Origin of the sequence: Arsenicicoccus sp. oral taxon 190 (assembly GCF_001189535.1) — a bacterium.
In the GTDB taxonomy this organism is placed as follows: Bacteria; Actinomycetota; Actinomycetes; order Actinomycetales; family Dermatophilaceae; genus Arsenicicoccus.
On record NZ_CP012070.1, the window covers coordinates 3,329,080 to 3,354,141 of the forward strand.

At 72.4% G+C, this 25,062-nt stretch carries 21 protein-coding genes; 11 read left to right on the forward strand and 10 right to left on the reverse strand.

Going from position 1 to position 25,062, the window contains the following annotated elements:
* The first annotated feature begins 1 nt into the window (after position 1).
* From glgB to ADJ73_RS15515, 6 genes are all read left to right on the forward strand, one after another.
* Positions 2–4,003 carry a 1,4-alpha-glucan branching protein GlgB gene (gene glgB / locus ADJ73_RS15490; RefSeq protein ID WP_082177053.1) on the forward strand — a complete coding sequence of 1,334 codons (4,002 nt, stop codon included), beginning with the start codon at positions 2–4 and terminating at the stop codon, positions 4,001–4,003.
* Between the two features lie 157 nt (positions 4,004–4,160).
* Positions 4,161–5,435, forward strand: a complete 1,275-nt coding sequence (locus ADJ73_RS15495) for a lipase family protein (protein WP_050349014.1) — start codon at positions 4,161–4,163, stop codon at positions 5,433–5,435.
* Positions 5,436–5,549: 114 nt separating this feature from the next.
* A complete protein-coding gene (gene pgm, locus ADJ73_RS15500) occupies positions 5,550–7,214 on the forward strand; it encodes a phosphoglucomutase (alpha-D-glucose-1,6-bisphosphate-dependent) (protein ID WP_050349015.1) in 1,665 nt (554 codons plus the stop codon).
* Between the two features lie 54 nt (positions 7,215–7,268).
* Positions 7,269–8,069: an inositol monophosphatase family protein gene (locus ADJ73_RS15505; RefSeq protein ID WP_050349016.1), complete on the forward strand. Its 801-nt coding sequence runs from the start codon at positions 7,269–7,271 to the stop codon at positions 8,067–8,069.
* Positions 8,066–8,503: a GNAT family N-acetyltransferase gene (locus ADJ73_RS15510; RefSeq protein WP_156188261.1), complete on the forward strand. Its 438-nt coding sequence runs from the start codon at positions 8,066–8,068 to the stop codon at positions 8,501–8,503. Before ADJ73_RS15505 ends, ADJ73_RS15510 begins: the two co-directional genes overlap by 4 nt.
* Before the next feature lie 51 nt (positions 8,504–8,554).
* Positions 8,555–9,796 (forward strand): MFS transporter, encoded by a 1,242-nt coding sequence (locus ADJ73_RS15515; RefSeq protein ID WP_050349017.1) that lies wholly within the window; start codon positions 8,555–8,557, stop codon positions 9,794–9,796.
* Here the strand turns inward: ADJ73_RS15515 and ADJ73_RS15520 are convergent.
* From ADJ73_RS15520 to ADJ73_RS15560, 9 genes are all read right to left on the reverse strand, one after another.
* Complete coding sequence (locus tag ADJ73_RS15520; RefSeq protein ID WP_050349018.1) at positions 9,729–10,274, reverse strand: ArsR/SmtB family transcription factor; 546 nt, start codon at positions 10,272–10,274, stop codon at positions 9,729–9,731. The two genes, ADJ73_RS15515 and ADJ73_RS15520, sit on opposite strands and share 68 nt — an antisense overlap.
* Complete coding sequence (locus tag ADJ73_RS15525; protein ID WP_050349019.1) at positions 10,271–10,687, reverse strand: hypothetical protein; 417 nt, start codon at positions 10,685–10,687, stop codon at positions 10,271–10,273. Before ADJ73_RS15525 ends, ADJ73_RS15520 begins: the two co-directional genes overlap by 4 nt.
* A gap of 50 nt (positions 10,688–10,737) precedes the next feature.
* Complete coding sequence (locus tag ADJ73_RS15530) at positions 10,738–11,673, reverse strand: co-chaperone YbbN (RefSeq protein ID WP_050349020.1); 936 nt, start codon at positions 11,671–11,673, stop codon at positions 10,738–10,740.
* A gap of 155 nt (positions 11,674–11,828) precedes the next feature.
* Positions 11,829–13,643, reverse strand: coding sequence for an acyl-CoA mutase large subunit family protein (locus tag ADJ73_RS15535; protein ID WP_050349021.1), 1,815 nt, complete (start codon positions 13,641–13,643; stop codon positions 11,829–11,831).
* A 119-nt stretch (positions 13,644–13,762) separates the two neighbouring features.
* A complete protein-coding gene (locus ADJ73_RS15540) occupies positions 13,763–14,278 on the reverse strand; it encodes a MarR family winged helix-turn-helix transcriptional regulator (protein ID WP_050349022.1) in 516 nt (171 codons plus the stop codon).
* 64 nt (positions 14,279–14,342) lie between these two features.
* Complete coding sequence (locus ADJ73_RS15545) at positions 14,343–14,654, reverse strand: thiamine-binding protein (protein WP_050349518.1); 312 nt, start codon at positions 14,652–14,654, stop codon at positions 14,343–14,345.
* A 10-nt stretch (positions 14,655–14,664) separates the two neighbouring features.
* Positions 14,665–15,432 carry a DUF4184 family protein gene (locus ADJ73_RS15550; RefSeq protein WP_050349023.1) on the reverse strand — a complete coding sequence of 256 codons (768 nt, stop codon included), beginning with the start codon at positions 15,430–15,432 and terminating at the stop codon, positions 14,665–14,667.
* A gap of 124 nt (positions 15,433–15,556) precedes the next feature.
* On the reverse strand, positions 15,557–16,516 hold the full coding sequence (gene meaB, locus ADJ73_RS15555) for a methylmalonyl Co-A mutase-associated GTPase MeaB (RefSeq protein WP_050349024.1): 960 nt from the start codon (positions 16,514–16,516) through the stop codon (positions 15,557–15,559).
* 103 nt (positions 16,517–16,619) lie between these two features.
* Positions 16,620–17,819, reverse strand: a complete 1,200-nt coding sequence (locus tag ADJ73_RS15560; protein WP_050349025.1) for an acetyl-CoA C-acetyltransferase — start codon at positions 17,817–17,819, stop codon at positions 16,620–16,622.
* A 170-nt stretch (positions 17,820–17,989) separates the two neighbouring features.
* Between ADJ73_RS15560 and mce the strand changes: the two genes are divergently transcribed.
* Together mce and ADJ73_RS15570 are read left to right on the forward strand one after the other, a co-directional pair.
* On the forward strand, positions 17,990–18,436 hold the full coding sequence (mce, locus tag ADJ73_RS15565; RefSeq protein ID WP_050349026.1) for a methylmalonyl-CoA epimerase: 447 nt from the start codon (positions 17,990–17,992) through the stop codon (positions 18,434–18,436).
* A gap of 365 nt (positions 18,437–18,801) precedes the next feature.
* Complete coding sequence (locus ADJ73_RS15570) at positions 18,802–19,719, forward strand: hypothetical protein (RefSeq protein ID WP_156188262.1); 918 nt, start codon at positions 18,802–18,804, stop codon at positions 19,717–19,719.
* A 430-nt stretch (positions 19,720–20,149) separates the two neighbouring features.
* On the opposite strand, the gene ADJ73_RS17375 is transcribed toward ADJ73_RS15570, so the two are convergent.
* Complete coding sequence (locus ADJ73_RS17375; RefSeq protein WP_050349028.1) at positions 20,150–20,944, reverse strand: polysaccharide deacetylase family protein; 795 nt, start codon at positions 20,942–20,944, stop codon at positions 20,150–20,152.
* Between the two features lie 241 nt (positions 20,945–21,185).
* Between ADJ73_RS17375 and ccrA the strand changes: the two genes are divergently transcribed.
* The 3 genes from ccrA to ADJ73_RS15590 all read left to right on the forward strand — a co-directional run bounded on the left by ccrA (position 21,186) and on the right by ADJ73_RS15590 (position 25,060).
* Positions 21,186–22,523 (forward strand): crotonyl-CoA carboxylase/reductase, encoded by a 1,338-nt coding sequence (gene ccrA / locus ADJ73_RS15580; protein WP_050349519.1) that lies wholly within the window; start codon positions 21,186–21,188, stop codon positions 22,521–22,523.
* A 90-nt stretch (positions 22,524–22,613) separates the two neighbouring features.
* Positions 22,614–23,900: an AI-2E family transporter gene (locus ADJ73_RS15585; RefSeq protein WP_253272607.1), complete on the forward strand. Its 1,287-nt coding sequence runs from the start codon at positions 22,614–22,616 to the stop codon at positions 23,898–23,900.
* Between the two features lie 155 nt (positions 23,901–24,055).
* The gene (locus tag ADJ73_RS15590) at positions 24,056–25,060 is read left to right on the forward strand and encodes a glycosyltransferase (protein WP_050349029.1); all 1,005 of its coding nucleotides are present in this window, start codon (positions 24,056–24,058) and stop codon (positions 25,058–25,060) included.
* Positions 25,061–25,062: the final 2 nt, after the last annotated feature.

The following is a 25,062-nucleotide window of genomic DNA, read 5'->3' on the forward strand; positions in this document are numbered from 1 at the left end:
GATGGCCGGGACGTCCAAGATCGAGGCCGGCGCCGAGCTGACCCCCACCAAGGTGGAGACCGTGCAGGCGTGGATCGGCGCGCAGCGGTGGTACGTCGGCAAGGACCATGAGCCCGCGCTGACCCGCGTGGGCGGCTACCGCTTCGAGGACCCCGCGGGGCAGGTCGGCATCGAGACGCTGCTGCTGCGCGACACCGCGGCGGAGCCGGCGGTGCTCTACCAGGTGCCGCTGACCTACCGCGCCGAGCCCCTCGAGGGCGCCGAGCACGCCCTCGTCGGCACCGTCGAGCACTCGGTGCTCGGGACCCGCTACGTCTACGACGGTCCGCACGACCCCGTCTACGTCGCCGAGCTGCTGCGCACCATCGCCGAGGGCGACACCGGCTCCACGCCCGACCACGGCGTGGTCGACACGCTCGTCGCGGGCGAGCCCGTGACGAGCGTTTCGGGCTCCGCCCCCGCGGCGCCGGAGGTCGGCCGGAGCTCGGTCCTCAAGGGCGAGCAGTCCAACACCTCCATCATCATCGAGCCGTCCGGCGACCCGGGTCGGTCTGCGACTCCCTTGATCGTCAAGGTGTTCCGCGTGCTGTCGGCCGGGGACAACCCGGACGTGACGGTGCAGTCGGCGCTCGCCGACGCCGGCTCGACGCTCGTGCCCGCGCCCCTCGGCGCGCTGCGCGGCCGCTGGTCGGTGGACGGCCACGAGGCCCACGGCCACCTCGCCTTCGCCCAGGAGTTCCTCCCGGGCGTGCGGGATGCCTGGCGGGTCGCCCTGGAGGCGGCCGCGGCCGGCGACGACTTCACCGAGCGCGCCCACGCCCTCGGCGTCGCCACCGGCGAGGTGCACCGCACTCTCGCCGAGGTCATGCCGACGGTGCAGGCCGGCCCGGAGGACCACAAGGCGCTGTCGCTGTCCATGCGCTCCCGCTACGTCCTGGCCGCCGAGGCCCACCCGCCGCTGCGCGAGCTGGAGCCGGACGTGGAGCGCCTCCTCGGCGCCGCCCAGGACGCGCAGTGGCCGCCGCTGCAGCGGATCCACGGCGACTACCACCTCGGCCAGGTGCTGGACGTCCCCGGCCGCGGGTGGGTGCTGCTGGACTTCGAGGGCGAGCCACTGCGCCCCCTCGCCGAGCGCACCCTGCCCGACCTGGCGGTGCGCGACGTCGCCGGGATGCTCCGGTCCTTCGACTACGCCGCCGGCTCGGTGAGCCAGGAGGACGCCGGCCGGGCCGACGCCGCCGACGCCTGGGCCCGCGCGTCGCGCGAGGCCTTCCTCGACGGCTACGCCGAGGCGACCGGCCGCGACCCCCGCGACGAGCCCGAGGTCCTGCGAGCCCTGGAGCTCGACAAGGCCCTGTACGAAGTGGTCTACGAGGCACGCAACCGCCCCTCGTGGCTGCCCATCCCCACGACCGCCGTCGAGCGGCTCGTGGCCGCAGCGAAGGGAGACACTGTGCACCAGCCCACCGACGACCGCACGCCCGAGCAGCCCACCGGAGGCGCCACCCGCTACCAGCGGCCCACCGGCACCGACCGGCCCACCAAGGACGGCGGCGTCGCCGGCGTCGCGGGCGCGGTGGCCGGCCTGGCCGCCTCCGTAGTGGGGGCGGCCGCGCGCAGCGGCGCCGAGGTCGCCAAGCAGGCGACGGCATACGGCCGGGACAAGGCCGCGAGCGCCGGACGCGGCCCGCGGCACCTGCCGATGCACACCGACCAGATCAACCGGCTCGTCCACGGACACCACCACGACCCCCACTCCGTGCTGGGCGGCCGGGTCGCGGACGGCACGGTCAGCATCCGCACCCTCAAGCCCCGCGCGACGGCGGTGGACCTGGTCCTGGACGGCCGGACGGTGCCCTTCGAGCACGAGCACGAGGGCGTCTGGGTCGCCAGCATCGAGGGCGACCAGGTGCCGGACTACCGCGTCGCCGTCGACTGGGGCGACGGGTTCAAGCACACGACCGACGACCCCTACCGCTTCCTCCCCACGCTCGGCGAGGTCGACATCCACCTCATCACCGAGGGTCGCCACGAGGAGCTGTGGCGCGTCCTCGGCGCTCACGTGCGGGAGTTCGACGGCCCGCTCGGGTCGACCCGCGGCACGAGCTTCGCGGTGTGGGCGCCCAACGCGCAGTCCGTCCGCGTCGCCGGCGACTTCAACACCTGGGACTCCCAGGCCCACCCGATGCGCTCCCTCGGGTCGTCCGGGCTGTGGGAGCTCTTCGTGCCCGGCGTCGAGCCGGGGACCCGCTACAAGTACGAGATCCTCGGCAAGGACGGCCAGTGGCGGGCCAAGGCCGACCCGCTGGCCCGCGCCACCGAGATCCCGCCCGCCACCGCCTCCGTGGTGGAGGAGACCCGCTACGAGTGGGGCGACGACGCGTGGGTCGCCGAGCGCAACGCCACGCAGCGTCACGAGCAGCCGCTGTCCGTCTACGAGGTGCACCTCGGCTCCTGGCGGGCCGGGCTCAGCTACACCGAGCTCGCCGACCAGCTCGTCAACTACGTGCGTGACCTCGGCTTCACCCACGTGGAGTTCCTGCCGGTCGCCGAGCACCCCTACGGCCCCTCGTGGGGCTACCAGGTGACCGGCTACTACGCGCCCACCTCGCGCTTCGGCTCGCCGGACGAGTTCCGTCACCTCGTCGACGCGCTGCACCAGGCCGGCATCGGCGTCATCCTCGACTGGGTCCCGGCACACTTCCCCAAGGACGCCTTCGCGCTCGCCAAGTTCGACGGCCAGGCGCTCTACGAGCACCCGGACCCGCGCCGCGGCGACCAGCCCGACTGGGGCACCCACGTCTTCGACTTCGGTCGCCCGCAGGTGCGCAACTTCCTCGTCGCCAACGCGTTGTATTGGCTCGAGGAGTTCCACATCGACGGGCTGCGGGTCGACGCGGTCGCCTCCATGCTCTACCTGGATTACTCCCGCAACGACGGCGAGTGGCTGCCCAACAAGTACGGCGGCCGGGAGAACCTCGAGGCCGTCCAGCTGCTGCAGGAGACCAACGCGACCGTCTACCGCCGTCACCCCGGCGCGATGATGATCGCCGAGGAGTCGACCTCCTGGCCGGGCGTGACCCGGCCCACCGAGATCGGCGGCCTGGGCTTCGGCTTCAAGTGGAACATGGGCTGGATGCACGACTCGCTCAGCTACGTCGAGCACGAGCCGATCCACCGGCAGTACCACCACCACGAGATGACCTTCTCGCTGGTCTACGCCTTCAGCGAGAACTTCGTGCTGCCGATCTCCCACGACGAGGTCGTCTACGGCAAGGGTTCGCTGCTGCGCAAGATGCCCGGCGACCGGTGGCAGCAGCTGGCGACGCTGCGCGCCTACCTGGGCTTCATGTGGGCCCACCCCGGCAAGCAGCTGCTCTTCATGGGTCAGGAGTTCGCGCAGGAGGCCGAGTGGGCCGACGCCCGGTCCCTCGACTGGTGGCTGCTCGACCAGCCCTGGCACCTGGCGGTCCACCAGATGGTCAAGGCCATGAACGCCGTCTACAAGGACTCCCCCGCGCTGTGGCAGCTGGACGCCTCCGGCGAGGGCTTCCAGTGGATCGACGCCAACGACGCGCAGGGCAACGTCTTCTCGTTCCTGCGCTACGGCAAGGACACCGGTGACGGCGCCCCGGCGCTGGCGTGCGTGTCCAACTTCGCGGGCGGCCCGCACCTGCAGTACCGCATCGGGCTGCCCCACCCCGGCGTCTGGCACGAGGTCCTCAACACCGACGCCACCGAGTGGAACGGCTCGGGGGTCGGCAACCTCGGTCAGGTCGTCGCCGAGGAGATCCCCTGGCACGGGCTGCCCTGCTCCGCGGAGATCACCGTGCCGCCGCTCGCGACGGTGTGGTTCGCGCCGCAGGAGGGCGTCCAGGCGCCGACGCAGCAGGTGCAGCGCCAGGAGCGCCCGGAGCTCACCTCCACCTCCGAGGCCGCCGTCGCGGCGGACTCGGCCGAGCGGCCCGAGCTGTCCGCCACCCCTGGCGAGACCCAGGTCTGACCAACCGGTCCCGTGTGCCGCAGCCCCGTGGCCCCCACCGTCGCCGGTCGGGGACCACGGGGCTTCGGCATACGTCTCGGGTCGTGCAGGGGGTCTAGCCGAGAGCCCTACCCGCCGGTAGCCTCACGGCATCTCACCCTGACGACAGGAGACACCGTTGTCCTCTGCCCTGCCCCGCCGTCGCACCCTCGCGACGGCCGTCCTCGCCGCCTCCCTCCTCACGCTCGCGCCGGTCGCCGCCGCCGACGAGCACGCGATCCCCGGCACCGCCGGGGCCAGCACCCTGAGCGACACCCCCGAGCCCGCCCGACCTGCGTTCTACGAGCCCCCCGCCCAGATCCCCAGCACCCCCGGCACGGTCATCCGGCAGGAGAAGGCCGACAACGTCCTCGACCCGCTCGACGCCTCGTCGCTGTCCTACGACGCACGCCGAGTCATGTACTCCTCCAAGGACCGCGAGGGCAACCCCATCGCCGTCACCGCGCTCGTCGTGTCGCCCAAGGCCCCCTGGGTCGGGCCCGGCAAGCGCCCGATCATCAGCTACGCCGCCGGCACCCAGGGGATGGCCGACGCCTGCGCCCCCTCCCGCCAGCTGCAGGCCATGACGGAGTACGAGACGATCTTCTTCAAGGACCTGCTCTTCCGGGGCTACACGGTGGCGCTGACCGACTACCAGGGTCTCGGCACCCCCGGCACCCACACCTACATGGTCCGCGAGGCCCAGGGGCACGCCGTGCTCGACCTGGCGCGCGCCACGCAGCGGGTCGGCCTGCCCGGCACCGACACCAGCACCCCGGTCGGGCTGTCCGGCTACTCCCAGGGCGGTGGCGCCGCGGCCGCCGCCGCCGAGATGGCCGCGGCCTACGCCCCCGAGCTCGACGTCAAGGGCACGGTGGCCGGCGCCGTCCCCGCCGACCTCGCCGCCGTGTCCAGGCAGATCGACAGGTCGATGTACTCCGCGTTCGAGCTCTACGCCACCGCGGGCATGTTCACGGCCTACCACATCGACCCCAAGAACTTCCTCAACGACAAGGGGCTGGCCCTCGGGCCCAAGGTCGAGTCCAACTGCGTCACCAACCTCTTCGACCTGGCGTTCATCAAGAGCAGCACGCTGACCAAGGACGGTCGGCCGATGGACCAGACCTTCGCCGAGGAGCCGCTGCGGTCCATGCTCGCCGACAACCGGATCGGCCGGTCCAGGCCGAGCGCCCCCGTCCTGATCACCCACTCGGTCTCCGACGACGTGATCCCCTACGCTGTGGGGCAGCAGCTCGGCAAGGACTGGTGCGCCCAGGGCGCCAACGTGTGGTTCCAGCCGATCCTGACGCCGACCCACCTCGGTGGCGCGGTGCCGACGGCGTCCTACGCGACGACCTTCTTCGAGTCGCGCTTCAACGGGATCAAGCAGGTCTCCAACTGCGGGATGTACTGAGCCGCAACCGGATCGGCATACAACCCGGTTGACCGACCGGACCGACCGGGCGGGGTGCGTCACCTGGTGAACCTGCCAGGTGCCACCCCGGCCGTCGGGTGCGAGGATGAGCCCATGACCGCGAACCGTGCAGGACAGCCCGCCGAGCCCCGCGACCTCGTCGACGTGGCGCACCTCGTCACCGCCTACTACACCGGCAAGCCCGACCCGGACGACATCGACCAGCAGGTCGCCTTCGGGACGTCGGGGCACCGCGGCAGCAGCCTCAAGACCGCGTTCAACGAGGACCACATCCTGGCGACGACGCAGGCGATCGTGGACTACCGCACCGAGCAGGGCTTCGACGGCCCGCTCTTCCTCGGCCGCGACACGCACGGGCTGTCCGAGCCGGCGTGGGCGTCGGCGATCGAGGTGCTCGTCGCCAACGGCGTGCACGTGATGGTGGACGCGGAGGACCGCTACACTCCGACGCCCGCGGTCTCCCACGCGATCCTGCGCGCCAATCACGGCCGCGTCTCCGGCGTGGATGATCTCCCGGCCGACTCCGGCCTGGCCGACGGCATCGTGGTCACCCCCTCCCACAACCCGCCCACCGACGGCGGTTTCAAGTACAACCCGCCCCACGGCGGACCCGCCGACACCGACGCGACCGGCTGGATCGCGGCTCGCGCCAACGACTACATCAAGGCCGGGCTCGACGGGGTCAAGCAGATGGCCTTCACCGAGGCGCGGGCGGCCTGCGAGCCCTACGAGTTCAAGCGGATCTACGTCGAGGACCTCGCCAACGTCATCGACATGGCGGCCATCAAGGAGGCGGGCGTGCGCATCGGCGCCGACCCCCTCGGCGGCGCCTCGGTGGACTACTGGGGCGCGATCGGCGAGCACTACGGCCTCGACCTGACGGTGGTCAACCCGCTCGTGGACCCGACCTGGCGGTTCATGACGCTCGACTGGGACGAGAAGATCCGGATGGACTGCTCCTCCCCCTCCGCGATGGCGTCGCTGATCGCGCAGAAGGACTCCTACGACATCGCCACGGGCAACGACGCGGACGCCGACCGGCACGGGATCGTCACCCCCGACGGTGGGCTGATGAACCCCAACCACTACCTCGCCGTCGCGATCCAGTACCTCTACGGCGGCGCGCGCCCGCAGTGGCCGGGTGACGGCTTCATCGGCAAGACGCTGGTGTCGTCCTCGATGATCGACCGCGTGGCCTCCGACCTGGGGCGCACGCTCGTCGAGGTGCCGGTCGGCTTCAAGTGGTTCGTGCCGGGGCTGCTCGACGGGTCCGGGCCGTTCGGCGGCGAGGAGTCGGCGGGCGCGAGCTTCCTGCGGTTCGACGGGTCCGTGTGGTCGACCGACAAGGACGGCATCATCCTGGCCCTGCTGGCCAGCGAGATCCAGGCCAGGACGGGCAAGAGCCCGTCGCAGCACTACGCCGATCTCGTGGCGCGCCACGGCGACCCGGCCTATGCCCGGGTCGACGCCCCGGCCGACCGCGAGCAGAAGGCCAAGCTCAAGGCGCTCTCCCCCTCCGACGTGACCGCGGAGTCCCTTGCGGGAGAGCCGATCACGGCCAAGCTCACGGAGGCACCCGGCAACGGCGCCGCCATCGGTGGGCTCAAGGTGACCACCGAGTCCGCGTGGTTCGCGGCGCGGCCGTCCGGCACGGAGGACGTCTACAAGATCTACGCCGAGTCCTTCCGGGGTCCCGAGCACCTCAAGCAGGTGCAGGACGAGGCACGCCAGGTGGTCTCCGCAGCCCTGGGCAGCTGAGGCCCCGCGGGCGGGCGCCGCTCCCACGCGACGTCCGCCACTAGGCTGGTGCGCATGACCTTCGCCGAGGACCTCGAGCTCGCCGCCGCACTCGTCCGGACCGCCGGGAGGCTGGCCCTGCAGATGCGGTCGGCCGGCGTGGAGGGTGAGCGCAAGACCTCCGTGTCCGACGTGGTGACGGCCGCCGACCACGCCGCCGAGGAGCTGGTCGGCTCCCGCCTGCGCGCCGAGCGGCCGCAGGACGGCCTGGTCGGCGAGGAGGGGACCAGCTCCCCCGCTGACAGTGGGCGCACGTGGTTCATCGACCCGGTCGACGGCACCTACAACTTCCTGCACGGTATGACGCACTGGTGCTCGGCCCTCGCCCTGGTCGACGACGACGGGCCGATCCTCGGGGCGGTCTACCACCCCGAGAGCGACCAGCTGTGGCTCGGCGGTCGCGAGCACCCGACGACCTGCAACGGCGTGCCCGTGGAGCCGGTCCGTGACCTGCCGCTGGACCTGGTGAGCGCGGCGACCTACCTGCACCCCACGAGGTTCGGCCGCCCCGAGATGATCGCGCCGTGGGCCGAGGCGACCCGGCTGTGCGCGACCGTGCGGATGCTCGGCTCCGCGTCGGTGGACCTGGCCTGGACCTCGGACAGCCGGGTCGGGGTGTGGTACCAGGCCGACTGTCACCCGTGGGACTGGTATCCCGGCCAGGCGCTGGTCGAGGCAGCGGGCGGGGTGACGCGTCTGGTGCCGGTGGGTGGGCACACCTGGCACGTCGCCGGGTCGCCCACGGCCGTCGACCAGGTGGCCGACGCCATGATGCAGTGCCTGCCACGCGACGAGCGCGAGGCCGCCGCCCGATGAGCACCCTGCGGCTGACGCGGCTCGGGCCACGGGACGCCCTGCTGGTGCTGGCCGCCGGGGACCTCTTCGACACCCCGCCGACCGAGGAGGGCGCCCGCCGCTTCCTGGAGCTGCCGGGACACCACCTCGTGCTGGCCATCGAGGGCTACCGGCCGGTCGGGTTCGTCAGCGGCGTCGAGATGAGCCATCCCGACAAGGGCACCGAGATGTTCGTCTACGAGCTGGCCGTGGCTCCGGAGCAGCAGCGGCGCGGCATCGGCTCCGCCCTGCTGCGCGAGCTGCAGGCGATCGCGGCCGAGCGTGGCTGCTACGCGGTGTGGACCATCACCGAGACCGACAACGCCGCGGCGATGGCGACATACCGCGCCCTCGGAGCCCGGGAGTCGAGCGGCACGACGATCCTGGAGTGGGAGGGTGGGCACGCCACCCGCTAACCTCCAAACAACTGCTTGACGGTTGATGGCATCGGCCCTAGGTTGGGGCCCATGCCCGCTCTCGAGGTCCTGCGCCTGCCGTCCTTCGCGTGGTACTTCACAGCGCGGTCGATCTCCTGGCTCGGCACCAGCATGGTGGGGGTGGCGCTGGCCTTCGCCGTGCTGGGGATCGGCGACGCCTCGGCGCTGGCCCAGGTCCTGGCGGCGCGGACGGTCGCACTGTGCGCCTGCCTGCTCGTCGGCGGCGCCGTCGGGGACCGGGTGTCCCGCCGCCTCGTGCTGCAGGTCTCGCACGCACTGACCGCGCTCACGCAAGGCGCCGCGGCCTACCTGCTGATCACCGGCCAGGCCGAGGTCTGGCACCTGCTGGTGCTGGAGTCGCTCAACGGCGCCGTCTCGGCCTTCACCATGCCGGCGATGCAGGGCATCATCCCGCAGGTCGGGCCCAGATCGCCGCTCCAGCAGGCCAACTCGCTGATCGCCTTCAGCCGCAACGGATTGCTGGTCCTCGGCCCGTCGCTGGGCGCCCTCCTCGTCGTCACCTCCGGGCCGGGGTGGGCGCTGGCGATCAATGCCACGACCTATCTCCTGGCGCTCGCCTGCCTGAGCCGCCTGCGACTGCCCCACCGTCCGCGGTCCGGTGAGCCCACGACGATGCTGGACGAGCTCCGCGAGGGCTGGGGCGCCTTCCGCTCCCGGCGCTGGCTGTGGGTGATCGTGCTGGCCTTCGGCGTCCTCAACGCCATCCACACCGGCGCCTGGGGGGTGCTCGGCCCCGTGGTCGCCACCTCCGACACCCACCTGGGTGCCCGAGGGTGGGGTCTCGCGGTCAGCGCGGAGGCGACCGGCACTGTCCTCGTCACGCTGGTGCTGCTGCGGGTGCCGCTGCGCCGACCGCTGCTCGTCGGGGTGGCAGCGATCGCCGGCTTCGCCGTGCCCCTGGTGTCGCTCGGGCTGCGCGCCAAGCTGTGGCCGTTGCTCCTGGCCTCGATGCTGGGCGGCCTCGGGATGGAGACCTTCGGCGTGGGCTGGAACCTCGCCATGACCCACGAGATCCCCGAGCACCTGCTGTCGCGCGTGTCGGCCTACGACATGCTGGGCAGCTTCCTCGCCATGCCGGCCGGCCAGCTGGCCTTCGGGTGGCTCGGCAGCCGGCACGACCCGCACCTGGTGCTCCTGTGGGCCGCCGCGGTGTTCGCCCTCGTCAGCCTCGCCACGCTGCTGGTCAGGGACGTCCGCGACCTGCGGTGCGATCCGACTGCTGCATCCGGAACGCCACTATCGTCACGTTGACCGGCACCGCGCCCTCCGTCCGGGGTGGGACGGCCCGGGCGTGCACCGTGCGCGACACCTCGCGCATCGCCTCGAGCACCTCGTCCCATGCCTCCTGCGGCAGCCAGACCTCGGCGTCCGTGCCGTGGCCCTGCTCAGCGCGGTCGCGGTGCAGGTTGCGCCGCCCCAGCTCCTCCAGGATCACCGCCATGAGGGATCCGTCCTCGTCCGGAGCCGTCCTGCGCTCGCGCTCCCAGGGATGGCGGTAGCGGACCGCCATACCGCCGCGGACCCGCTCCTCGGACGCCACCTCGACCAGCCCGGCCCCCAGCAGGGTGCGCAGGTGATAGCTGGCGTTGGCCTGCGTGATGTCGAGCTCGGCCGCTACCTCGGTGGCGCTGAGGTCCGCCCCTGTCAGCAGGGACAGCATCCGCAGCCGCAGCGGATGGGCCACCGCCCGCAGGCGGCGGCGTTCCTCGTCGTCGGCATGCTCCGTCATCGGTGCAGGGTCAGTCCCTCGGCGGCGAAGAGCTCGCGCCCGCGGCGGGTGAGGTCGTCGAGCTCGTCGAACAGCTCGTGGTCGACCGAGGTGGACCGGAAGCAGGACTTGCCCTGCAGCCGCTTGCGCAGCTGCGGCGACGGGCCCTCCACCATCTCGGGCCGCAGGTAGGCGCACATCAGGTGATAGCTGACGTAGCGCTTGCTGAGCCGCACCCCGGCGAACATGAAACCGTCGGAGTAGGTGCGGTAGGGCGCCCCGAGGAGGAGATAGCTGCCCGGGTCGGACGCCTGCGCCTCCTTGCGGCCGCCGTCGCAGTTGGCCTCGGTGACGTTGCCGGTGGCGCGAAAGACGTCCTCGTGCACCGACAGGCGTCGCACCAGCTCGTCGTAGACCGGTTGCAGGTCGGGCATCGGCGCTCCGTCAGGGGGTCTTGGGCGTGTCTCGGGTGTGTCTCGGACGGTCAGAAGAGGGCGGACATGAGGGAGGTGCGGCCCTTCTTGACGCGGGGGTCCTCGCTGCCCACGACGTCGAACAACGTGATCAGGTGGCGTCGGACCGTCTCGCGGTCGTCACCGGCCAGCGTGCGCACAAGATCCACGAGCCGCAGGAAGGCGTCCTCGACGTGCCCGCCCATGACGTCCAGGTCGGCGACGAGCAGCTGCGCACCGATGTCGGCCGGGTCGTCGGCGGCGGCCTGGCGGGCCGCCTGCAGGTCCACGCCCGTCGTGCGCTCCAGCAGGTCGACCTGGGCCTTGCCCACCTGAGCGTCCCGGTCCTGGGGGTCCTTGGCCAGGGCCTTGTCGTATGCCGCCCGCGCGCCGTCGAAGTCACCGCGCTCGAGGGCGGCGAAGGCCTCCTCGTGCTCCGGGGACCCGGGGAGCTCCTCGGCGTCCGGTTGCTCACCGACGTCGAGGCGCCCCGTGATGCCGTTGGCCACGGCGACCTTGAGCAGCTCGTCGACGTACTGCTCGATGACCTGGCGGGGCTGCGGCCCGACGAAGAGCGGCACCGGTTGCCCCTGCAGCAGCCCGACGGCCATGGGGATCTGCTGGACGCCGAGGGCCTGGCCGAGACCGGGGCTGGCGTCCACGTCGACGGTCGCGAGCAGGAAGCGCCCGGCCGCGCCCTGCGCCACCGCTGCGAAGTCGGCGACGACCTCGCTGCCGCCGCGCGAGGCGCTCCACACGAGCAGCACCACGGGGACGCTCACCGACTGCTGCATGATCTGCGAGATGGTGGCGTCGGTGGCCTCGACGACCAGCGGCGAGCCGGAGCCGCCCCCGGGAGCGGCGCCCCGGGAGGCGTCGGAGACCGGCGAGCCAGGGGGCTGCTGCGCGAGTCCGGACAGGTCGACCGCGCCTCGGGCGGCGGCGTGGGAGAACGGCTGCGACGTCATACGGGCATTGTGTCCCAGACCGCGGTCGCCGGGAAACCGCGCCGGGGCGCCGGGAAACCGCGCCGGGGCGCCGGGAGACCGCGCCGGGGCACCGGAGCGCCCCCTCGCCTGGGATGGGTGCGAGGGGGCGCTGGTCGTGCTGGTCCGGGTGCAGGTCAGAAGCGGGCGGGCTCGCGGTAGATGCCCCACTCCGCGCGCAGGGCGTCGCAGATCTCGCCCAGCGTCGCCTCGGCGCGGACCGCGTCGAGCATGGCGGGGATCATGTTGTCCTGGGTCCGGGAGACCTCGACCATCCGGCGGACGGCGTCGGCGGCGATGTCCTCGTTGCGACCGGCGCGCCGCTGGCCGAGCACCTCCACCTGCTCGCGCTCCACCTCGTGGGAGACGCGCAGGATGTCGAGCTCGGAGCTCACGGACTCGGTGAGGCAGTTGACGCCGACGATCTTCTTCTGGCCGGACTCGAGCGCGAGCTGGTAGGTGAAGGCGGCGTCCCCGATCTCGGACATGAACCAGCCCTCCTCGATGCCGCGCAGGATGCCGGAGGTCATTGGCCAGACCCCGCCCTCGGCCTTGCCGACGTTGTCGCGCACGACCTCGGCGAGCCGGGCCTTGTCGGCGGAGTCGACCGGCACCTTGCCCATGGACAGGATGCGGGTGAAGATCGCCTCCGCCTCGGCCTCGATCGTGTCGGTCAGGGCCTCGACGTACCACGAACCACCCAGCGGGTCAGCGACATTGGTGACGCCCGTCTCCTCCATGATCACCTGCTGGGTCCGCAGGGCAATCTCGGCGGACTGCTCGGTGGGCAGCGCGAGGGTCTCGTCGAGGGCGTTGGTGTGCAGCGAGTTGGTGCCGCCGAGGACGCCGGCGAGGGCCTCGACCGCGGTGCGCACGACGTTGTTGTAGGGCTGCTGCGCCGTGAGCGACACCCCGGCCGTCTGCGTGTGGAAGCGCAGCTGCATGGCCTTCTCCGAGGTGGCGCCGTAGACGTCGCGCATCCAGCGCGCCCAGATGCGGCGGGCGGCGCGGAACTTGGCGATCTCCTCGAAGAAGTCGACGTGCGCGTCGAAGAAGAAGGACAGACCCGGGGCGAAGGAGTTGATGTCCAGGCCGCGGGACAGGCCGAGCTCGACGTAGCCGAAGCCGTCGGCGAGGGTGAAGGCGAGCTCCTGCGCGGCCGTCGCGCCGGCCTCGCGGATGTGGTAGCCGGAGACCGAGAGCGGCTTGTAGGCCTTGATGTTGGCATCGCAGTAGGCCATCAGGTCGCCGATGAGGCGCAGGTGCGGCTCGGGGGCGAAGAGCCACTCCTTCTGCGCGATGTACTCCTTGAAGATATCCGTCTGCAGCGTGCCGTTGAGCGTCGAGATGTCCACGCCCTGGCGCTCGGCGGCGACGAGGTACATGCAGAAGACCGGCACCGCGGGACCGGACACGGTCATCGAGGTGGTCGTGTCACCCATCGGGATGTCGCTGAAGAGGATGTCCATGTCGGACGCCGAGTCGATGGCGACGCCGCAGTGCCCGACCTCGCCGAGGCTCATCGGGTCGTCGGAGTCGCGCCCCATCAGCGTCGGCATGTCGAAGGCGACGGACAAGCCACCGCCGCCGCGGGCCAGGATCATCTTGTAGCGCTCGTTGGTCTGCACGGCGTTGCCGAAGCCCGCGAACTGGCGGATCGTCCAGCTCTTGCCGCGGTAGCCGGTCGCGTGCAGCCCTCGGGTGTAGGGGAACTCGCCGGGCCAGCCGATGCGGTCCATGCGCTCGTCGGCGGCCGCCTGCTCGTCGGTGGGGCCGTAGACGGGCTCGACCTCGACGCCGGACAGGGTGGTGAAGTCGGCGTCGCGGACGCGGCCCTTGGCGACCGCCTCGTCGTAGCGCTCCTGCCAGCGACGACGCCCGTCGCGGCGGCGCTCGGGCGAGTCGGGGGCGGGGGCCGCGGAGGCGCTGCGCTGGGTCTCCTGGATGGTCATGGACCCCAATTTACTAGGACGTCCTAGTATCTGTCACCAGGCCGGCGCAGCAGATCGCGCCACGGGCGGTCAGCGGGTCATCCGATAGAGCCGGTCGACCGGTGAAGCCGGTCAGCCGGTCAGCCGGTGAAGTCGCCGCCCGCGACCCGCACCCGCCGCAGCAGCCCGAAGAGCTGCTCGTGCTCCTGCGTGCTCAGCACGTCGAGCCCGAAGCCCAGCTCGTGCAGATCCTGGGTCGCGGCCTCCATCACGGCGCGTCCGTCCTCGGTGATCTGGGCCAGCGTCCCGCGGCCGTCCGCGGGGTTGGGCACCCGCCGGACGTATCCCTGGGCCTCGAGCCGCTGCACGATGCTCGTCGCGCTCGTGGGGTGCACCATGAGGCGTTCGCCGATCTTGGACATCGGCAGCCCGGTGTCCCGCCCGAAGGCCAGCAGCACGAGCGCCTCGTAGCGCGCGAACGTGAGTCCGTGCTGCGCGCACGCCTGGTCGAACTGCGTCGTCAGCATCTGCGCCACCCGCAGCAGGCTCGTCGCGGTGGCCATCTGCCGCGACGGCGCCGCGTCGCCCCAGCGCTCGCGCCACGAGGACTCGGCGCGGGCGATCGGGTCGAAGGGCAGGTTGAGCGGCGTGGTCACCTGGGCAGGATAGAGGCCCGTATGCCGCTCGGCCCGCCGCCCGGCGAGGCACCCGGCTCGCGCCTCAGGAGGAGCGCTCGGCGAGCCTGGCCTCGAGGCGCTCCAGCTTGCCGTCGAGCTCGCCGGTCCGGCCCGGGCGCAGGTCGGCCTTGAGGACCAGGCTGACACGGGGGCTGTGCTCGGCGCAGGCCTCGCACGCGCGCTTGATGACGGCCAGGCACTCGTCCCACTCCCCCTCGACGGTGGTGAACATCGCGTCGGTGCGGTGGGGCAGGCCGGAGTCCCGGACGACCTGGATGACGTCGGCGACGGCGTCGGAGACCGATCCCGACTCGTCCGCGGCGGTGGCGGGGGCGATGGAGAAGGCGAAGAGCATGGCTCGCACGCTACCCGGCGGAGGCGGCCACGTCATCGAGGGGTGACAGCAGCTGCCAGACGACCGAGAGCAGCACCAGCCCGGCCCCGGCGACGCCGATGGCGGCGGTCAGCATGAAGTAGGCCAGCGCGTGGTAGCCCATGTAGGGCCCCACCGTGATCAGCTCGTATGCCGCCGCCGCGCCGCCCGCCAGCAGCGGCACCGGGATCAGCCACGGCGCGAGCTGCGGCACCCGGCGGGGACGGCGGACCGGGGTCCGGCGGCCGAGCACCCGCCACGCGACGAGCGCGACGACGGCCAGGCCGAGGATCGAGGAGAGGTACATCGACCAGCGCGCCACGGGGTGGCCGGCCAGGTCCTGGGTCAGCCAGGGGACGTGCCCGGCCGCCCAGCTGTCGTCGTTGGTGATCTGGTCCCAGCCGAGGTGGGCCACCGCGCCGATGGCCACGGACGGCAGCAGCCACCACCAATAGCTGCGGTGCCGCGCCGAGCGGGTCCGCAGCCGCTCCCGCAGCAGGTCGGGGGCGGCGTCCAGCAGCGGCTCGGCCAGCAGCAACGACCACAGCACAGTCAGCAGCACCCCCACCGGGAGGCAGAACGCCACGAGGCCGACCGCGGTGTGCGTCCAGGCGTGCGCCGCGTCCCGGCTGCCGACCACGGCACCCGGCAGGAAGAGCGGCACGTCCGGCACCAGCGACCCGCACACGAGCCCCGCGAAGGGCAGCGGCGAGCGCCGCAGCGGCAGGATCAGCGCTGGGTGGGCAAGGGTGAACGGCACCCCACCATCCTATCGACGCCCTCCCCCGCGGGAGAGTCGGCCGACGATGACGACGTGCGTGGGCGTGGGCGTGGGCGTGCGGGCGGTTACGGCATACGCCGTCGTGGTGAGGCGAGCCGCGGCGTCAGGTGAGGTCGGCGAGGATCTGGTCGGCCGCGGAGTAGGAGTCCTGCTCGCCGTCGACCACCGCGGCGGCCAGCGTGTCGACGCCGTGCTCCCCGCGCAGGTCCCCCATGCGCTCGCGCAGCGACTTGATGACGATCGCCTCGATCTCGTCGGCGGCGCGACGCAGCCGGCGGGCGCGCAGCTCGCCCTTGTCCTTCATCCACGTCAGGTGCTTGTCGAGCGCCTCAACCACCTCGTCGACGCCCTCGTCGCGCGACGCGACGGTCTTCACCACCGGCGGGCGCCACAGCCCGGGCTCGGTCCGGTCGCCGAGCGAGATCATGTGCCGTATGTCGCGGACGGTGTTGTCGGCGCCGTCGCGGTCGGCCTTGTTGACGACGAAGACGTCGCCGATCTCGAGGATGCCGGCCTTGGCAGCCTGGATGCCGTCGCCCATGCCGGGTGCCAGCAGCACGACCGTGGTGTCGGCGAGACCGACGATCTCGACCTCCGACTGGCCCACCCCGACGGTCTCGACGAGCACCACGTCGCAGCCGGCCGCGTCGAGGACGCGCAGCGCCTGCGGGGTGGTCCAGGACAGACCGCCAAGGTGACCGCGCGAGGCCATCGAGCGGATGTAGACCCGCGGGTCCAGGACGTGGTCGGTCATCCGGATGCGGTCCCCGAGCAGGGCACCCCCCGAGAAGGGCGACGACGGGTCCACGGCCAGCACCCCCACCCGCAGGTCCCGGCGGCGCAGCGCCGTCACGAGGGCGTTGGTCGAGGTCGACTTGCCGACGCCCGGCGAGCCCGTGATCCCGATGATGTGGGCGTGCCCGCTGTAGGGGGCGAGCGCGGCCATCACCTCGCGCAGGGCCGGGTGTGCGTCCTCCACCATGGAGATCAGCCGGGCAACCGCCCGGGGCGCACCCCTGCGGGCCTGCTCGACGAGGGTCGGGATGTCGACCGGACGGGTCACGGTGTCAGCTCCTCCTGGGTGGTGCGCCGGCTGTCAGGACCTGCCGTCGGTCGTCGGTCTCGCTCGCCCGAGCAGGCGAGATCGACGACCGGCGGCAGGGAGGTCAGGGGGTGACCTTGATGATCAGGGCGTCGCCCTGACCACCGCCGCCGCACAGCGCGGCCGCGCCGGTGCCCCCGCCACGACGGCCCAGCTCGAGCGCCAGGGTCAGCACGATGCGGGCGCCGGACATGCCGAGCGGGTGACCCAGCGCGATGGCGCCGCCGTTGACGTTGATGCGGTCCTGGTCCAGGCCGAGCTCGCGCGCCGAGGCGATGCCGACCGCCGCGAAGGCCTCGTTGATCTCGACGAGGTCGAGGTCGGAGGGCGCGATGCCCTCCTTGCGGCAGGCGGCCGCGATGGCCGCCGACGGCTGCAGCTGCAGCGACGAGTCGGGCCCGGCGACGATGCCGTGCGCGCCGATCTCCGCGATCCAGCTCAGGCCCAGCTCCTCGGCCTTGGCCTTGCTCATGACGACCACGGCAGCGGCGCCGTCGGAGATCTGCGAGGCCGAGCCGGCCGTGATGGTGCCGTCCTTGCTGAAGGCCGGCTTGAGCCGGCCGAGGGACTCGGCGGTGGTGTCGCCCCGGACCCCCTCGTCGGTCTTGAACTCGATGGGGTCGCCCTTGCGCTGCGGGATGGTCACCGGGACCACCTCGTCGTCGTAGCGGCCCTCCTGCCACGCCTGCGCGGCCAGCTGGTGCGAGCGCGCGGCGAAGGCGTCCTGCTCCTCGCGGGAGACGGCGGTGTCGCCGGCGTTCTGCGCCTCGGTCAGCAGGCCCATCGGCTGCTCGGTGAAGACGTCCCACAGGCCGTCGACGATCATCGAGTCGGCGAGGGTGGCGTCGCCATACTTGAACCCGTCGCGGGACTTCGCCAGCAGGTGCGGGGCGTTGGTCATGGACTCCTGGCCGCCGGCCATGACGATCTCGACCTCACCGGCACGGATGAGCTGGTCGGCGAGAGCGATCGCGTCCAGCCCCGACAGGCACACCTTGTTGATGGTGAGGGCCGGGACGGTCATCGGGATGCCGGCCTTGACCGCCGCCTGGCGCGCCGGGATCTGGCCGGCGCCGGCCGTCAGCACCTGCCCCATGATCACGTAGTCGATCTGCTCCGGGGAGACCTTGGCCTTGTCGAGGGCCCCCTTGATGGCCACCGCGCCGAGGTCGGCACCGCTGAAGCCCTTGAGCGACCCCATGAGGCGGCCCATGGGGGTGCGAGCGCCGGCGACGATGACCGACGGGGAGGATGCAACGGACATGGGTGGAGCCTCCAGCAGCGGTGATGGGATGTTGTGGTCCGCCCACCTTATCCAGGTCGCCCGCCCCGACGCTGCCCCGGGAAGGGCGGTACGCCCGAGGGGCGGCGTGAGGCTCGTCATACGGCCACCCCGCCCGGCGCGGTCCGGGCCCGCCAGCCTAGGGTTGAGGCATGGCTGACAACGCACTGCAGGGACTGTTCACGCACATCGACCACGTCGGCATCGCGGTCCGCGACCTCGACGAGGCGATCGAGTTCTACGAGACCAAGTACGGCATGACGATGGCCCACCGCGAGGTCAACGAGGAGCAGGGCGTCGCCGAGGCGATGATGGCGGTCGGCGACTCGACCTCCCACATCCAGCTCCTCGCACCGCTCAACGAGCAGAGCACGATCGCCAAGTTCATCGACAAGTCGGGCGTGGGCATGCAGCAGATGGCGTACCGCGTCGAGTCCATCGACGACGTGTGCGCGACGCTGCGCGAGCGCGGTCTGCGGCTGCTCTACCCCGAGCCCCGGCGCGGCACCGCCAGCTCCCGGATCAACTTCATCCACCCCAAGGACGCCGGGGGCGTGCTGGTCGAGCTGGTCGAGCCGGCGCCGGGCGGCATGCACTGAGCCCAGCTCCAGGCCGTATGCCGAGCGCCCGACCCCCCGCGGGGCCGGGCGCTCGCGCGTCCCGCCGCCCTGCCCAGCGTCCCCGGGCCCGCCCCGCGTCCCCCGTCTTGTCTGGCGTCGCCCGTCTTGTCTCGCGTCCCCCGTCTCGCCCCGCGTCCCCCGTCTTGAGCTGCAGCCCGAGACGGAGGATGGCCGTGCAGACGCGGGACAGTGGTCGAGACGGCACCTGGCGGAGGGTCAGCGCCGGTCACCACGTCATCGCGCGTCGACGGCCGTCCACAGGGCCAAACTCTCCGAAACGTGGTTATCCACAAGTCACCGCAGGAGTATGGCCACACACGCCCCGCAGCCGCAGGGTGATGGGCATGACCATCGCACCAGCACTCCTCGCGCGTCCGTACTTCTCCCGCCACGATGCGCTCTCCTCCGGTGCCTGCGACGCCGAGCTCCGCACCGCGTGCCAGGACGGCGTCATCACCCGCATTCGTCGGGGGTTCTACACCGGGCGGCCCGTGCCGTGGCCGGTCGACCGGTACCGCGTCGACGCCCTGATCGAGCAGGCCCTGCATCCGCAGCAGCGGCCCAGTCACCACACCGCCCTGGCGGTCGCGCGGCTGCCGCTGCACGAGCCCGACCTCTCGGTGCTGCACATGCGCTGGCGGTCTGCCGGGCGCCGGCAGCGCTCCGGCCGGACCCACGTCCACGAGGCCCTCTTCCCCGACTCGGGGTGCCGGGTCGCCCGCGCCGTCATGGAGACGGCTCTGCTCGACCCCGAGTCCGCCCTCATGGCGGCCGACGAGGCGCTTCGGAACCGTCGGACGACCGTGGACGACCTCGGGCTCTGGGCCCGACGGCTCGCGTTCTCGCGCGGCGGTGCGGGCGTCGTGCTCGTGCACCGGCTGGCCGACGGCCGCCGCGAGTCCCCCGGTGAGTCCCGGTCCGCGCTGGCGCTGCACCACCTCGGTTACGCCACGACGCCGCAGGTCACGGTCGTCGGCCGCCAGGGGGACTACCGCGTGGACGAAGCTCTCGACGGCGAGTGGGTCTGCTTCGAGTACGACGGCCGAGACAAGTATGCCGACCCGCTGTCACGGCGCGCGCTGCCCCGCGAGAAGCTGCGCGAGGACGACATCCGGGACCAGGGGTGGGAGGTCGTGCGCATCACCAACGAGCTGCTGGCCGACCCCGTCCTCCTGCGCCGCACGGTGGAGGCGGCGCGGGCCCGAGCGCGTCGGCGGCACGGAGCAGCCGTCCGCGCCAGCGACCGTACGTCCCTGGTCTGAGCCTGCATCCCCCGTCTTGCTCTGCGTCCCCCGTCTCCGGCTGCATCGCCAGACCGGAGATGACCGTCGAGACCTGCGTCCCCCGTCTCGCCTTGCATCCCCCGTCTTGCCCTGCGTCCCCCGTCCTGCCTTGCATCCCCAGTCTTGCCCTGCGTCCCCCGTCTCCGGCTGCAACGCCAGACCGGGGATGGCCGTCGAGACCGGGGATGGCCGTCGAGACCGGGGATGTGGACCAAGACCGCGCAGAGCGGCCCCGGACCGGGGATGTCCGTCTAGGCCTGCATCCCCCGTCTTGCCCTGCGTCCCCCGTCTCCGGCTGCAGCGCCAGACCGGAGATGGCCGCAGAGACGGAGGATGGCCGCAGAGACCGGGGATGGCCGCAGAGACGGAGGATGGCCGTCCAGACCGGGCAAAGCGGCCCCGGACCGGGTCAGCGGACGAGGCCCACCCGCACGAGCTCGCTCACCGGCACCGAGCGCAGCCCCCGCCCGGCCAGCGCCTCCAGCAGGTGCGGGAGCGCCTCGAGCGTCTGGTCGCGGGGGTACTCCTGGGCCCAGCGCCCCACCACCCGACCACCGTCGTGGGCGAGCACCACGGCCCCCGGCTCGACCGCCCCGCCGAGGTCCCGACCCCCGGCGCGGCCGCCGTCGTGCAGGCACGCCTCGAGGCAGGAGCTCCAGAAGGCCTGGCGCTCCCCCAGCGACCGGGCGATCCGCGAGACCGACGTGCTCGTCCGGCCCACCGGGGGGCGCAGCAGCCTGGGGCCGACGTCGCCGACGGCCCGGCGACCGCGAGCGATCTGGTCGCGCACCTCGGCATCGCTGATCTCGGTGAGGTGGGCGTGGTCGTGCGTGTGGTTGGCCACCTCGTGGCCCTCCGCCCGCATGCGTGCCACGAGCTCGGGGTGGGCCGCGGCGTTGGCGCCGACGACGAAGAAGGTGGCGCGGGCGGAATACCGGCGCAGGAGGTCCAGGACCGCGGGGGTGTAGCGCGGGTCCGGCCCGTCGTCGAAGGTGAGGGACAGGAGGGGCCGCTGGGTCCGGACGTGGCTGACGCAGTCGCTGTCGGCCGCGCGGCGGGCCTGCGGCGAGGAGGTGGGACCGAGTGCCAGCTCCAGGCGGCCGTCGTCCGCGACGGCCAGGCCGGTGCCGGAGACGACGCAGAGCAGGGCGCCGGTCAGTGCCGTGCGCCGCGAGACGACGAGCTCTGCCGGAGTCGCCGACACCGTCCTACCCTCCCGCATGCTCCCCCTCGTCCCCTGGCGCGCCGACGGTCGCCGCCTGCCGCACCGGCGCCCGGCTCGTCCGGGCGTCCCGCCATGCTAGCGACTGCGGGTGACCAAGGTCACCGGTGTGGCGGGGGTCTCAGACCCCTACCGCCCCAGGGTGACTCGCCAGTAGCGTCGGCGGCGAGCCGGCACGCAGTGGTGCCGCCCTGCCCAGGAGCGAACGATGACGAACGACGCCATGATCGCCATCCGCGACGCCATCACGAGCGGCGACCGCACCCCCGAGACCTACGCCGGGCTCAGCCTGCCGCAGTCCTACCAGGCCGTGACGGTCCACAAGGACGAGGTGGGGATGTTCGAGGGCCGCGCGAGCCGCGACAAGGACCCGCGCGAGAGCCTGCACCTCGACGAGGTCGCGCTCCCCGAGCTGGCCCCGGGCGAGGCGCTCGTGGCCGTCATGGCGAGCTCGATCAACTACAACACGGTGTGGACCTCGATCTTCGAGCCGGTGCCGACCTTCGGCTTCCTCGAGCGCTACGGCCGCACCAGCGAGGCCGCCAAGCGGCACGACCTGCCCTACCACATCGTCGGGTCCGACCTCGCGGGCGTGGTCCTGCGCACCGGCCCCGGCGTGCACGTCTGGCAGCCGGGCACCGAGGTCGTCGCCCACTGCCTGTCCGTCGAGCTGGAGCACCACGACGGGCACAACGACACGATGCTCGACCCCGAGCAGCGCATCTGGGGCTTCGAGACCAACTTCGGGGGCCTCGCCCAGCTGGCGATCGTCAAGGCCAACCAGCTGATGCCCAAGGCCGAGCACCTCACCTGGGAGGAGGCCGCGTCCCCCGGTCTGGTCAACTCCACGGCCTACCGCCAGCTGATCTCCCGCAACGGCGCCGGCATGAAGCTCGGCGACCGGGTGCTCATCTGGGGCGCGTCGGGCGGCCTCGGGTCCTACGCCACCCAGATGGCGCTGGCCGGCGGAGCGACGCCCATCTGCGTGGTCTCCTCCCCGGAGAAGGCCGAGATCTGCCGCAAGATGGGCGCCGACCTCGTGATCGACCGCAACGCCGAGGGCTACCGGTTCTGGAAGGACGAGCAGACCCAGGACCCCAAGGAGTGGAAGCGTCTCGGCGCCAAGATCCGGGAGCTGACCAACGGCCACGACCCGGACATCGTCTTCGAGCACCCGGGCCGCGAGACCTTCGGCGCCTCCGTCTACGTGACCCGCAAGGGCGGCACCATCGTGACCTGCGCCTCGACCTCGGGCTACCTGCACGAGTACGACAACCGCTACCTGTGGATGAACCTCAAGTCCATCGTCGGCTCGCACTTCGCCAACTACCGCGAGGCCTGGGAGGCCAATTCCCTGATCCGCCGCGGCCTCATCCACCCGACGCTGTCCAAGACCTACACCATGGACCAGGTCGGCCAGGCCGCCCTCGACGTCCACAAGAACGCCCACCAGGGCAAGGTCGGCGTGCTCACCCTCGCGCCCGAGGAGGGTCTCGGCGTCAGCAAGCCGGAGCTGCGCGACGAGCTGCTGTCGTCGATCAACAGGTTCCGCAACGTCTGAGGATCCCCTCACCGACCCGGGCCGTATGCCGCCGCCCCGCCGCCCGCGTGGTGGCGGCACCGCGCGCGGGGGGCGGCATACGCTCGACCCGTGAGGAGACCGCAGCTGCTGGACCGGTGGGGCGCCGCGCGTCGACGCTGGTCGGCCTACCGTGCCCGTCAGCGGGCCACCCTGACCGAGAGCTATCGGCTGGAGGTGCCTCCAGGCGAGGTGCCCGCAGGCGACGTGCCCGCAGGCGCGGAGCCCGCGGGGACGGCCGACCCGGTGGGGCCGGCCGGGCCGGGCGCCCCCGAGGCGACGCCTCCGGGAGAGCAGCCGTCCCGCGCGCCGGGGGTGCCGCTCAACCGCCAGTCGCCCTTCGCGATCGGCTTCGTGGGGGCCCTCGGCGTGCTCACCGCCGTCACGCTGTGGAACGCCATCGGCACGCTGTCGCTGACCTTCACCCTGCTGACGGTCGCGCTCTTCCTCACCCTGGCGCTCGACCCGATCGTGCAGCGGCTGATCCGCGGCGGGATGTCCCGGGGACCGGCTGTGGCGTTCGTGATGTTCGGGGCGCTGGTGGTCTTCGCGCTGCTGGCGTGGCTGGTGGTGCCGCCGGTGGCGGAGCAGGCGGGCGCGCTGGTCCAGAACGCCCCGAGCTATGTCAATGAGCTGCTGCAGCAGCGGTGGGTGCAGGACCTGGACAAGAACTACAACCTCACCGCCCAGATCCAGAAGCAGGTCAACGACCGGCTGACCGACCAGGGCTTCCTGTCGACGGTGGCCGGCGGCATCATCGGGGCCGGCCAGGCGGTCGGCAGCGGCATCTTCCAGACGTTCACCGTGCTGATCCTGACGCTCTACTTCCTCGCCAGCCTCCCCACCACCAAGAAGGCGGCCTACGCCGTGGTCCCCGCGTCCCGCCGGGCCCGCGTCGTCTACCTGTCGGAGGAGATGATGCGGCGGGTCGGCAGCTATGCCATCGGCCAGGTGGGCGTGGCGGCCATCAACGGTCTGCTCAGCTGGGTGGCGATGCGCTTCCTCGGGGTGCCGTATGCCGAGGTCCTCGCCGTCAGCGTGGCCTTCCTGGGGCTGATCCCGATGGTGGGCGCCACCCTCGGCGGCGCCCTGGTGACGCTGGCGGGGCTGCTGCAGAGCACCCAGACCGGGATCGTCCTGCTTGTCTACTACATCGTCTACCAGCAGGTGGAGAACTACGTCATCGTTCCCCGCATCATGCAGCGCACGGTGGCGGTGCCGGGGGCCGTGACGGTCGTGGCCGCCCTGGCCGGCGGCACCATGCTCGGGGTGCTCGGCGCGCTGCTCGCGATCCCGACCGCGGCGGCGCTGCTGCTGCTCTACGAAGAGGTCCTGGTGCCCCGCCAGCGCCGGCTCTGACCGCACTCCTCGTTTTGGTCTGACCACAGCGACGCCCGAGGGTGGCGCGAAAGGGTGACCAGGGAGCGGGCCGATTCGAGCCGCCCCCGGCGACGGTGCGAGGATGAGTCGACGCCCTGCAGCCGACCCCCACCGCGACGAGGAGTGAACCCGCCGTGACGCCGGCACCCCCGCCGATCCTGTCCACCGTCGGAGACCCGCAGGAGCCCGCCTGGCGCGGGCTCGTGGAAGCCTGCCACCCCCGGGCGGGCAGACCCGTCCTGTCCCTGCTGGAGCTGTGGGCGCGGTCGCACCGCCGCGAGGCGCTGGTGCTGCGGGGCTCCGTCACGGCCCGCGACCTCTACCGGGACCTGGTCTTCTCGCTCGCGCTGCGGCACCGCCGGCGCCGTCCCCGGACGCTGGTGACCGACGCGACCTGGGAGCCGGGGAGCCGGACCCTCGCGTCCCGCCTGCCGTGGCTGCAGGCCCACCTGCCCCGGATCGCCCGGCTGATGATCGGCGCGCTGGACGGTCCGCACGTGCACTACGCCGTGCTGTCCCGGGACGAGCGAGCCGTCTTCGCCGAGACGTGGGGGGTGCCGGTGGAGCGGGTGGTCTTCACGCCCTTCCCGATGACTCTGTACGACGACTACGACCGGCAGCCGCACGACGGCGGCTACCTCTTCGCCGGCGGCAACTCGCTGCGCGACTACGACCTGCTGGCGTCCGCCCTGGCGGGGTCCGGCTACGAGACCCACGTCGCGAGCCGGTGGACGCCCGCCGCCCCGGTCCCGGGGCTGCACGCGCGCCCCACCCCGCACGACGAGTTCACCGAGCTGCTCCTCGGGTGCCGCGCCATGGTGCTGCCGCTGGAGCCGTCCTCGCGCAGCGCCGGCCAGCAGACCTACCTCAACGCCATGGTCCTCGGCAAGCCGGTGATCGTGACCGACGCCATGGGCGTGCGGGACTACGTCGAGGACGGCGTCACGGGGGTGATCGTCCCGCCCGACGCGGCGCGCCTGCGGGAGGCCCTGGACCACGTCATGGACCCGGCCAACGCCGAGCACTACCGCCAGATGGGGGCGCGGGCCCGCGCCGAGGTGCTCGGCCGGCGGATGCCGGAGCACTACGTGCAGCACCTCGTCGCCGCACTGGGCTACGGTCCCGCGGCGTCGTCCTGACC

What these genes read in the sequence shown, in the direction of transcription:
- ADJ73_RS15520 (WP_050349018.1), bottom strand. Translation starts at nt 10,274, where the DNA reads ATGACGGAGCATGCCGACGACGAGGAACGCCGCCGCCTGCGGGCGGTG.
- ADJ73_RS15505 (WP_050349016.1), top strand. Translation starts at nt 7,269, where the DNA reads ATGACCTTCGCCGAGGACCTCGAGCTCGCCGCCGCACTCGTCCGGACC.
- mce (WP_050349026.1), top strand. Translation starts at nt 17,990, where the DNA reads ATGGCTGACAACGCACTGCAGGGACTGTTCACGCACATCGACCACGTC.
- ADJ73_RS15515 (WP_050349017.1), top strand. Translation starts at nt 8,555, where the DNA reads ATGCCCGCTCTCGAGGTCCTGCGCCTGCCGTCCTTCGCGTGGTACTTC.
- ADJ73_RS15535 (WP_050349021.1), bottom strand. Translation starts at nt 13,643, where the DNA reads ATGACCATCCAGGAGACCCAGCGCAGCGCCTCCGCGGCCCCCGCCCCC.
- ADJ73_RS15525 (WP_050349019.1), bottom strand. Translation starts at nt 10,687, where the DNA reads ATGCCCGACCTGCAACCGGTCTACGACGAGCTGGTGCGACGCCTGTCG.
- glgB (WP_082177053.1), top strand. Translation starts at nt 2, where the DNA reads ATGGCCGGGACGTCCAAGATCGAGGCCGGCGCCGAGCTGACCCCCACC.
- pgm (WP_050349015.1), top strand. Translation starts at nt 5,550, where the DNA reads ATGACCGCGAACCGTGCAGGACAGCCCGCCGAGCCCCGCGACCTCGTC.
- ccrA (WP_050349519.1), top strand. Translation starts at nt 21,186, where the DNA reads ATGATCGCCATCCGCGACGCCATCACGAGCGGCGACCGCACCCCCGAG.
- ADJ73_RS15560 (WP_050349025.1), bottom strand. Translation starts at nt 17,819, where the DNA reads ATGTCCGTTGCATCCTCCCCGTCGGTCATCGTCGCCGGCGCTCGCACC.
- ADJ73_RS15510 (WP_156188261.1), top strand. Translation starts at nt 8,066, where the DNA reads ATGAGCACCCTGCGGCTGACGCGGCTCGGGCCACGGGACGCCCTGCTG.
- ADJ73_RS15545 (WP_050349518.1), bottom strand. Translation starts at nt 14,654, where the DNA reads ATGCTCTTCGCCTTCTCCATCGCCCCCGCCACCGCCGCGGACGAGTCG.
- ADJ73_RS15570 (WP_156188262.1), top strand. Translation starts at nt 18,802, where the DNA reads ATGACCATCGCACCAGCACTCCTCGCGCGTCCGTACTTCTCCCGCCAC.
- ADJ73_RS15530 (WP_050349020.1), bottom strand. Translation starts at nt 11,673, where the DNA reads ATGACGTCGCAGCCGTTCTCCCACGCCGCCGCCCGAGGCGCGGTCGAC.